This window comes from Bradyrhizobium sp. WSM1743, assembly GCF_000473065.1.
Classification (GTDB): Bacteria; Pseudomonadota; Alphaproteobacteria; order Rhizobiales; family Xanthobacteraceae; genus Bradyrhizobium.
This window is the reverse complement of the sequence record NZ_AXAZ01000088.1, coordinates 20,580-30,114: the sequence shown is the minus strand read 5'-3', so window position 1 is coordinate 30,114 and position 9,535 is coordinate 20,580. Positions and strand designations below refer to the sequence as shown.

The window sequence follows — 9,535 nt, the reverse complement described above, 5'->3', positions numbered from 1 at the left end:
TTCCGGCAACGTGTGGGACAACGCGGCGATGGAGAGCTTCTTCTCGTCGCTCAAGACCGAACGGACCGCCAACAAGATCTACCGAACCAGAGACGAGGCACGAGCCGACGTGTTCGACTATATCGAAAGATTTTACAACACGATCCGCAGGCACTCGACCATCGGCTATCTCAGCCCGGTTGAGTTCGAGCGCAAGGTGGGATTAGCTTAACCTGGTGTCCATCAAACCGGCAGCAGCTCAATCCATCCCTGCTAGCATTTAGTTCGAAGACTTGGAGGCGGCATGAACTACATTTTTCCCCTGCTGGCGGTGGCCATCACCATCGGCCTTTTCCTGCTCTACGCGATGGTGCGGCCGAACCTGCGTCGATCCCGGCCCGCTGATGAGGTGCCCCACTGGCCTGATTCAAGTCTGAGATAGGCGACTGCGCCACTTGGGTCGGCATTTTTAGTTGGCGACCAACTGTACCAGGCGTCTAGCGGCCGGCGACCAGCAGCGTATCGAAAAGCCGAAATGGAACATGCATCGTCTGGCAAAACAGTGGTTCATGGGTGCTGGTTCAGCCGCAAATGGAGCCCAGCGCAATGGCCGACGAATGCAAGCCATTATCCGATCTGCCGGAACTGGCTAAGCTTAACGGAGAATTTCGAAGGAATTACGGAAAGATCCTCGGAGCCTTCCTGTATCTGCGCTCAATCAGCGCCGCCCGTGGACGGTCCTGGTTTTGGACCGCATTGCTTTCGGCCGCTTGCTCGACGGTGCTGGCGTGGCTCGGGAAGCGGGGTATGGTGCTGTGAGCTGCCGGGTGATAGCTTCCTAAACAAGGCCATTGCCCATCTGGAAGCGCATAAGGACCCTCGCTGCTCCGGGCAATCGAATCGCAAAAAGGGCTGGCGCAACTTGCGGCCAAGCGAGCGATTTCTCCACGCGCTGTCGCGAGATGTCGCGTGCAAAGCCGCGACGTACGCGCTGGACGAGCCGCCTAAACCATACCGCCAAAGTCGATGCCTTCCTTGGCAAGCTCCTCGGCTTCCTCGGCGGACGCGGTGGGCTTCGTATCAAGGTAGGGATGCTCAGAGGCCGGCAGGATGGTGCGGATGTCCTGACCATCCGCCCGCGTGATGCGGGCAACCCAACGCTTATGGCCGTGCTCAAATCGCTGGATGTGGTACTGTTTGTACGTAATCATGAATCTCAAACGCAACTGACGCGAACACAGGCTCTATCTATATGACCCGGCGCTACCAGACAACGGGTCTTAAAGCCAAGTTAATGTCCGGCGGTCTGCATCGGCGCATTTCGTCGATCTAAAGGTTGAAAGAAAAACCCGCCGACTTGGGAGCCGGCGGGAGTTAACTGAGATTGCTACCGAGTTAGTGGTCACCGGTTGACTTAGCACAGTGGCTCGCCAGCCTGAAACGGAGCACTTGCCCGTTCTTTAGCTCGCCCATGCACAATCTGTGACCTGATACGGGGCCGCTGGGGATGTCGCGGCCTTGTACTTGAGATTGAGGACCCGCCAGCCCCCAGCTCCGGCAGCACCCTCCCTCTCGATCCTGACGTGAACCCACTTTTGCAGTTTCGCCAACTGGCGCCCGACTTCCGTCAGTTGATCTGAAAGAGCTTCTCTAGACATGGGACGCTACATTGTTGCGGGAACGCCTCCTGATCAGATGCATCGCCGCGAGAACGCCGAACATCCGTATCAGGAAACTTGCAGTACTTATCTCTCCGTGTGGGCGACGCCGTTTCATTGAATCCTCGTGTTGAAACGGGCTCCCGGATCAACGACCGCAGGCTCTCACACGTTCCTATGCTCCGGGAAAATCCGTAGCCGCTGTGTTCGCTTGTGGCCCAAGGACGACCTGCATCAGTGTTTGCTTGATGTCTCCCTCAGATAGCAAAGCGTCGCGAACGATTTTATGAGTGCACGCTCTACTTCAGGAGATTCTTGCTTGGCGCGAGCAGGCGCACAAAGGTGTCGCTTTCGTGCAGCTCGAGCCAACCTTGCTGGACAGCATGCTTGATGCCGGCACCGAACTCCGAGCCGTGCCTTTCAGGCTGTAGAGAGGCGGCGCATTGATCTTCTCGATATGGATGCGGCTCCTGAACCGGCTCGATACCAGAATGCGATCTGGACGAGCTTGCGGGCTGCGGCTTCAGGATCCGCATAGGGGCGGGCCTCAACGTGCTTCATGCCGCGGCCTGATCTCCCTTCGACTCGCCACGGGCCACTATCTTAAGGGCCGCATCGGGCAAGGGCGTGTCTTGCAGCGGGCGCACTCGACCTCCAGCCAGGCAAGCCCGCCGTTGAGGCATTGGCCAATGGTCGGAGAGGGCTGGGCAGGGCCGCCATAGCCCTCCATGCGGGCGAACCAGGCTTCGGCCTCTGCTCGGTCCGCCTCCCGCACGGCCTGCTCGGCACGCGCGCGGGCTCCCTGAGCGTGGATCTTCGCGCTCATGATCCGGCGCCCCAGATGACCTCTCGCGACTTGGTGCTCACGTGAGATAGATTCCTGCGAACGGAGCGGGAGGCAAGCCGCTAGCGGTAGAGCGGTCCCGCGACATCGGGCCAAAAGGTTGGTTAAGAGCTGGGGGTTGCGCTGAAGAATATTTTTGAAATACCGAAATTTCTGTTGCTCCGTCGGGCAAAACAGTGGTTCAATTACCGGCTGTCGAAATCGAGCTGAGACTAGCGCTCGTCCGCGATCACCTTGCCGTCGTTCGGCAGCGCGCCGGGGTTGACCAGCTCGACGGTGCCGCCGAGTTTCGTCACCGCGCGCAGAGTGCCGGCGATCTCTTCGCGTAGTGCTTCGCTGGCGGCCGCCGTTTCCGCTCTCAACGTCATCGCGTCGGTCTCGCCTTGGCGCGTGACGACGAGACGTAGTCTTCCGAGCGCAGAGTGGCGCTTGCCGATCTCGGCGACCTGCTCGGGCCGGACGAACATGCCCTTGATCTTGGTGGTCTGGTCGGCGCGGCCCATCCAGCCCTTGATCCGCATGTTGGTGCGCCCGCATGGGCTCGTGCCGGGCAGGGCCGCGGTGAGGTCGCCGAGCGCGAGCCGGATCCAGGGATGGTGTGGGTCGAGCGAAGTCACGACGATCTCGCCGACGTCGCCCGGCACTACCGGATCCCCGGTGCCGGGTTTGACGATCTCCAGGATCAGGTCCTCGTTCACGACCATGCCTTCGCGCGCCTCGGTCTCGAATGCGATGAGCCCGAGATCGGCGGTGCCGAAGGCCTGGTAGGCGTCGATGCCGCGCGCCTTGATCTCGGCCTGGAGCGAGGGCGGGAAGGCCGCGCCCGAGACCAGCGCGCGCTTGATCGACGAGACGTCGCGACCCGCGCTCGCCGCGGCATCCAGCAGGATCTTCAGGAAGTCCGGCGTGCCGCTATAGCCGACCGGCCGGTAGGCCTCGATCAGCTCGAATTGCTGTTCTGTATTGCCGGGGCCAGCCGGGATCACCGCGCAGCCAAGCGCGCGCGCCGACGCATCGAAGATGAACCCCCCGGGGGTGAGATGGTAGCTGAAGGTATTGAGGACGATGTCATCAGGGCGGAACCCGGCTGCGAACAGCGCCCTCGCGCCGCGCCAGGGATCGGCTTGCCGCCCTTCCGGCTCGAAGATCGGGCCGGGAGAGGTGAAGAGACGGGCGAACGAGCCAGGCGTCCCCGCCACGAACCCTCCGAAGGGCGCAGAGGCCTTGTGCAGAGCGGGCAGTTCCGATTTGCGCAATACCGGCAGGCCGGCCAGAGCCGTCCTGGAGGTCACGGCGGCGGGATCGAGACCTCTCAGCCGCTCGGCATAGGCCGGGGCGGCCATCGCGGCTCGCAGCACCTCCGGAAGGCGGGCGAACAGGTCGGCCTCGCGCGCGGCTTGCTCACGCGTCTCGCGGGCGTCGTAATGGGCGGTCATGGCTGTTCTTTCCGTGTTGGCATCCGTTGCGCGCCGCCACCGGCATGGCTATCAGACCGCCATTGGCGAGGCCTAGAGGGGACCCGATGGCGGACGAAGGAATCTTTGCGGCGGACGAGGCATCGAACGTCGTCGCGCGCCTGAAGCGCCGCATGATCGACGAGGCGCTGCCGCTGTGGTCGACGGTTGGCTGGGATCATGCCGCGGGCGGCTTCATCGACAGGCTGCACCGCGATGGCGCAGCGGATGCGGCCGCGCCCCGGCGCGTGTTTGTGCAGGCCCGTCAGATCTGGTGCTATGCCAAGGCTGCACAGATGGGCTGGTATCCTGAGGGGAGTGCCATCGCGCTGAAGGGGCTGGAGCATCTGCTGGCCAGAGCGAAGGCGCCCGACGGCCGGCCGGGCTATGTGCACCGGCTGACGCCGGAAGGATCGGTGCTGGATGCCCGGCGGGATGCCTATGACCACGCTTTCATCCTGTTTGCGCTCGCCAGCGTCTACGCGCTCGACCAGGATGCGCAGGTCCGCGCCGAGATCGATGCGCTGCTCGCCTTCCTCGACGGCCATCTGCGCTCGCCCCATGGTGGCGTTCACGAAGGCCTTCCGGTCTCGTTGCCGCGCCGGCAGAACCCGCACATGCATCTGTTCGAGGCGATGATCGCGTGCTTCGAGGCGACCCACGATCTGTCGTTCCAGAACCGTGCCGGAGAATTCTTCGCACTGTTCCTGGCCAATCTCTACGACAAGCAGAAGCGCATCCTGACGGAGTATTTCGAGGAGGACTGGTCGAAGATCGAGCCGGTCAGCGTCGAGCCGGGCCACCAGGCAGAATGGGTCTGGCTGCTGAAAGGTTTCGAGCGCATCACGGGCTGCCCGACCGGGCAGCGGCGCGCCGAACTGCTGGCGACCGCGCTGCGCTACCGCGACGAGACCACGGGCTGCATGACTGACGAAGGGGATGACGCCGGCAGCATCCGCCGCAGCACGCGCCGGCTGTGGCCGCAGACCGAGATCGCGAAGGCGTGGATCGCGCAAGCCGAATCGGGCGAGGCGGGTGCGGCGGACGAGGCGCGCGCGGCGCTGGTGCGGCTCGAACGGCATTATCTCAGCCATCCCGTGAAGGGTGGCTGGTACGACCAGTTCGATCGCGACGGCAAATCGCTGATCGACACCATTCCTGCGTCGTCGTTTTATCATGTTCTCTGCGCAGTCACGGAAGCGGAGCAGGTGCTGGGCTAGGCTCGTTGTGGATCACAGCCAGCGCTTGCGCCTCTTGAAGCTCTTGAGGTTCTTGAAGCTCTTGCGCTGGTCGCCTGCGCCGCCGAGGTAGAATTCCTTGACGTCCTCGTTGTCGCGCAATTCGTCCGCGGTGCCGTCGAGCACGACCTTGCCCTGCTCCATGATATAGCCGTGGCTTGCCACCGAGAGCGCGGCGCGTGCGTTCTGCTCGACCAGCAGGATGGTGACGCCTAGGTCGCGGTTGATCTTCTGGATGATCGAGAACACCTCTTTCACCAGGAGCGGCGACAGGCCCATCGACGGCTCGTCCATCAAAATCATCTTCGGGCGTGCCATCAGCGCCCGGCCGATCGCGAGCATCTGCTGCTCGCCGCCGGAGAGGTAGCCGGCAAGGCCGGTGCGTTCCTTCAGGCGCGGGAAGTAGTTGAAGACCATGTCGAGGTCGGCATCGACCTCGCGGTCCCTGCGGGTGAAGGCGCCGAGCTTGAGGTTCTCCAGCGACGTCATGTCGGCGACGATGCGCCGGCCCTCCATCACCTGGAAGATGCCGCGGCGGACGATCTTGTCGGGGTCGATGCCGTTGATGCGCTCACCTTCGAACAGGATCTCGCCGCGCGTCACCTCGCCGTCCTCGGTCTTGAGCAGCCCCGAGATCGCCTTCAGCGTCGTCGACTTTCCTGCGCCGTTGGCGCCCAGCAGCGCCACGATCGCGCCCTTGGGCACGTCGAGGCTGAGGCCGCGCAACACCAGGATGACGTCGTCATAGACGACCTCGATGTTGCGCACGGCGAGGAGGGGAGCGGGTGGCACGGCGGTCGGGGTGGGGCGGGATGCTTCGAGGGTGTCGGTCATGTTGGGTGCCGCCAATTTGCTGCGCTCGTCATGCCCGGGCTTGTCCCGGGCATCCACGTACTTTGTGTGTGACGTCAGACGTGGATGGCCGGGTCAAGCCCGGCCATGACGTCCGAGTTTGCGTTACCACCCCAGCAGTTCCGGCTTGCGCGGCAGCTCGACGGTCTTGACCTTCTCGAGCTTGATCGTGCCCTTGGCCATGAGGTCGTTGAGGTCGCCATCGGTCGCGCCAGAGATCTTGGTGCGATAGAGATCCACCTTCAGCGTGCCGCGGTGGTCCTTCTCGGTCCAGGTGGAGGGATTGCAGACGCCTTCCATTCCGGCCGGCACCCAGTCCTTCTTCTGATAGAAGCCCTTCGCGACGTTCTCGCCGGTGGCGCCGCCGTTCTTGGCGGCCCAGTCGATCGCTTCCTTCATGTACAGCGACGAGCAGACGGCGGCGACGTAATGCACCGGACGATAAACCTTGCCGGTCGGGTCGGACATCTTGGAGATTTCCATCACGGTCTTCATGCCGGGTGCATCGCCGCCCCAGCTCACCGCGGTGCGCAAGGGGAAGATCACGCCGTTGGCGGCATCGCCTGCCGTCTTGGCGGCGTTCTCGTCCATGCCCCAGACATTGCCGAGGAACTGGATCTCGACTCCGGCGGTCTTGCAGGCCTTCATCACCGAGATGTTGGAGGCCGCGGTGTTGCCGAGATAGGCGTAGTTGGCGCCTGACGATTTCAGGCTGAGGCACTGCGCGCTGTAGTCACCCGGCGTCAGCGCGAATATCAGCGGCGGCAGCACCTCGAAACCGAGCTCCTGCGCCATCGCTTCACCGGCGGCCTTCGGCGCGTTCGGATAGGGATGGTTGGCGCCCATGTGCACGAATTTCGGCTTGCCGGGCTTGCCCTTGGCCTTCCAGTCCTCGGCCGCCCACAAGAGCATCGCGCGCAGCGAATCCGAATAGCTCGGGCCGTAGAAGAAATTGTAAGGAGCGGGCTTGGCCTTGCCGCTGATGCCTTCAGGATCGGTGAGGGCGGCGGCATAGGAGCCTGACATGTCGGGGATCTTGTCCTGGGCAAGGAAGCCGGTCAGCGCCTCGGTGTCGGCGGTACCCCAGCCCATGATCGCGGCGACCTTGGTGTCCGGTGCCGACCACTTCTTGTAGAGCGCGATCGCGCGGGGCACCTGATAGCCATAATCGTTGGTGTCGAGGTTGACCTGCTTGCCGCCGATGCCGCCGTTCTTGTTGACCCAGGCGAACGTATCGGCGACGGCCTGCCCAAAGGGCGTGCCGACGTCGGAGGTGCCGCCGGAATAATCGGCGAGGTGTCCGATCGCGATCTGCGCCTGCGCGCCGGCCGAGAGTGCGGCAATCGCAAGCGCGAGCGATGCGGTGCTCAAAAGGGACTTCATCGTCATGGGGCGGTTCCTCCTGTTATTGTTTAAGTGAAGTTGCCCGGGCTCAATGCGAGAACGGGTAGAGTTTCCAATACGCCTTGATTTGCCGCCAGCGATGCGCGAGGCCGTCGGGCTCGAACATCAGGAATGCGATGATGATCACCCCGATCGCGATCTCGCGCAGGAAGGTGATGTTGTTGTTGAGCGACAGCGCCTTGTCGATTGCTCCGCCCTTCAAATACAGGCTGAGGAATTCCATCGACTCCGGCAGCAGGACCACGAAAGCAGTGCCCATCAGCGTGCCCATGATCGAGCCGGTGCCGCCGATGATGATCATAGCCAGGAACAGGATCGAGCGCTCGATGCCGAAACCCTCCTGGGAGACAACGAGCTGATAGTGCGCATAGAGCGCGCCTGCAATGCCGGCGAAGAAGGCGGCAAGGCCAAACGACAGCGTGCGGTACTTGGTGAGGTTGATGCCCATGATCTCGGCTGAGAGATAATGGTCGCGGATCGCCACCAGCGCGCGGCCGTCGCGCGTGCGCATCAGGTTGGTGACGAGGATGTAGCTCGCCAGCACATAGGCCAGCACGACGTAGAAATACTGCTTATCGCCACGTAGCGTGTAGCCGAAAATCGAGAACGGCTCGGCGCTCGCCGGCACCGAGCCGCCGGAGAACCACTCGGCGCGCGAGAAGAAGTCGAGCAGGATGTATTGCGCGGCCAGCGTCGCGATGACGAGGTAGAGGCCCTTCAGCCGCGCCGCCGGGATGCCGAAGATCAGCCCGACCAGGGCGGTGACGACGCCCGCGAGCGGAATCGCGAAGAACACCGGAATCGGCGCGTTGTTGGAGATATAGGCCGAGGTGAAGGCGCCGAGCAGGAAGAAGGCGGCGTGCCCGATCGAGATCTGGCCGGTGAAGCCGACCAGGATGTTGAGGCCGAGCGCCGCGATCGAGAAGATGCCGATCTGGATCAAAATGCTGAGCCAGTAGCCGCTGAAGAATTGCGGCGCGAGACAGAGCAGCAGCACGCCTGCGATTGCAAAATTGCGGCTGGTGATGGTCGGGAAGATCGTGGTGTCGGCCGCGTAGGAGGTGCGGAAATCACCAGCGGGGATGAGGGCAGGGCCGGCCATGGGTCAGATCCGCTCGATGTCGTGGGTGCCGAACAGGCCGTAGGGCTTGATCATCAGCACAATGATGAGAACGTAGAACGGCGCGATCTCGTAGAGATTGCCCCAGTGCAGATATTGGCTGTCGACATATTGGGCGACGTTCTCGAGCAGCCCGATGATGATGCCGCCGAGCACGGCGCCGCCGACGGAATCGAGCCCGCCGAGGATCGCCGCCGGGAACACCTTGATGCCGTACGCGGCAAGGCCCGAGGATACGCCGTTCACGACCGCGACGACGACGCCGGCGACCGCCGACACCGTCGCCGAGATCGCCCAGGCCATCGCGAACACGCTCTTGACGGAGATGCCGAGCGACTGCGCGACCTGCTGGTTGAACGCGGTGGCGCGCATCGCGAGGCCGTACTTCGAGGCGCGGAAGAACCAGGCCATGCCGATCATCATCGCGACCGAGACCACGAGGCTCATCACATAAACGGTCTGGATCTGGAGACCGAACAGGCTGACCGACTGGCTCTCGAACACGCGCGGGAACGGCTGCGGGTTGACGCCGAACATCCACTTCAGCGTAGCCTGCAACACCGTCGACAAGCCGATCGTGACCATGATCACGGAGATGATGGGCTCGCCGATCATCGGCCGCAGGATCAGAACCTGCACGGCGATGCCGAACACGAACATGAACACCAGCGTGATCGGCATGCCGATCCAGAACGGCACCTGGTATTTCGCCAGCAGCGCCCAGCAGACCCAGGCGCCGACCAGCAGCAGCTCGCCTTGCGCGAAATTGACGACCTGCGTCGCCTTGTAGATCAGCACGAACGACATCGCGACCACGCCATAGAGCGTGCCGACCACGAGGCCGTTGACCAGGAGCTGGATGAGGAAGGCGGTGTTCATATCGATATCCGCGCAAAATGCAGATGCAATGACGGTGCACCCTCTCCCCTTGCGGGAGAGGGTGGCTTCGCGAAGCGAAGCCGGGTGAGGGGTTGCCTCCGCAGTGA

General features: G+C 63.1%; 11 protein-coding genes. 4 read left to right on the top strand and 7 right to left on the bottom strand.

Annotated features, from left to right (window positions below; all coding sequences use genetic code 11):
* The 3 genes from YU9_RS0134080 to YU9_RS46605 all read left to right on the top strand — a co-directional run.
* Nucleotides 1–211 (top strand): IS3 family transposase (locus tag YU9_RS0134080; RefSeq protein WP_027576781.1); only part of this gene is annotated, 211 nt, incomplete at its 5' end.
* A 72-nt stretch (nucleotides 212–283) separates the two neighbouring features.
* Complete coding sequence (locus YU9_RS48375; RefSeq protein WP_156952284.1) at nucleotides 284–421, top strand: hypothetical protein; 138 nt, start codon at nucleotides 284–286, stop codon at nucleotides 419–421.
* Nucleotides 422–585: 164 nt separating this feature from the next.
* Nucleotides 586–798: a hypothetical protein gene (locus YU9_RS46605; protein WP_027576780.1), complete on the top strand. Its 213-nt coding sequence runs from the start codon at nucleotides 586–588 to the stop codon at nucleotides 796–798.
* A 185-nt stretch (nucleotides 799–983) separates the two neighbouring features.
* On the opposite strand, the gene YU9_RS0134065 is transcribed toward YU9_RS46605, so the two are convergent.
* From YU9_RS0134065 to YU9_RS0134050, 3 genes are all read right to left on the bottom strand, one after another.
* Nucleotides 984–1,190 (bottom strand): hypothetical protein, encoded by a 207-nt coding sequence (locus YU9_RS0134065; protein WP_027576779.1) that lies wholly within the window; start codon nucleotides 1,188–1,190, stop codon nucleotides 984–986.
* Between the two features lie 746 nt (nucleotides 1,191–1,936).
* Nucleotides 1,937–2,173: a hypothetical protein gene (locus YU9_RS43340; protein WP_245266648.1), complete on the bottom strand. Its 237-nt coding sequence runs from the start codon at nucleotides 2,171–2,173 to the stop codon at nucleotides 1,937–1,939.
* A 520-nt stretch (nucleotides 2,174–2,693) separates the two neighbouring features.
* Entirely contained in the window at nucleotides 2,694–3,917 is a 1,224-nt protein-coding gene (locus tag YU9_RS0134050; protein WP_027576778.1) for a phenylacetate--CoA ligase family protein, read from the bottom strand.
* Nucleotides 3,918–4,003: 86 nt separating this feature from the next.
* On the opposite strand from YU9_RS0134050, the gene YU9_RS0134045 reads away from it, so the two are divergent.
* A complete protein-coding gene (locus YU9_RS0134045) occupies nucleotides 4,004–5,155 on the top strand; it encodes an AGE family epimerase/isomerase (protein WP_027576777.1) in 1,152 nt (383 codons plus the stop codon).
* 12 nt (nucleotides 5,156–5,167) lie between these two features.
* On the opposite strand, the gene YU9_RS0134040 is transcribed toward YU9_RS0134045, so the two are convergent.
* From YU9_RS0134040 to YU9_RS0134025, 4 genes are all read right to left on the bottom strand, one after another.
* Nucleotides 5,168–6,007, bottom strand: coding sequence for an ABC transporter ATP-binding protein (locus tag YU9_RS0134040; protein ID WP_027576776.1), 840 nt, complete (start codon nucleotides 6,005–6,007; stop codon nucleotides 5,168–5,170).
* A gap of 123 nt (nucleotides 6,008–6,130) precedes the next feature.
* Nucleotides 6,131–7,414 (bottom strand): ABC transporter substrate-binding protein, encoded by a 1,284-nt coding sequence (locus YU9_RS0134035; RefSeq protein WP_027576775.1) that lies wholly within the window; start codon nucleotides 7,412–7,414, stop codon nucleotides 6,131–6,133.
* 43 nt (nucleotides 7,415–7,457) lie between these two features.
* Nucleotides 7,458–8,531 carry a branched-chain amino acid ABC transporter permease gene (locus YU9_RS0134030; RefSeq protein WP_027576774.1) on the bottom strand — a complete coding sequence of 358 codons (1,074 nt, stop codon included), beginning with the start codon at nucleotides 8,529–8,531 and terminating at the stop codon, nucleotides 7,458–7,460.
* Between the two features lie 3 nt (nucleotides 8,532–8,534).
* Nucleotides 8,535–9,428, bottom strand: a complete 894-nt coding sequence (locus YU9_RS0134025; RefSeq protein WP_027576773.1) for a branched-chain amino acid ABC transporter permease — start codon at nucleotides 9,426–9,428, stop codon at nucleotides 8,535–8,537.
* Between the last annotated feature and the right edge of the window lie 107 nt (nucleotides 9,429–9,535).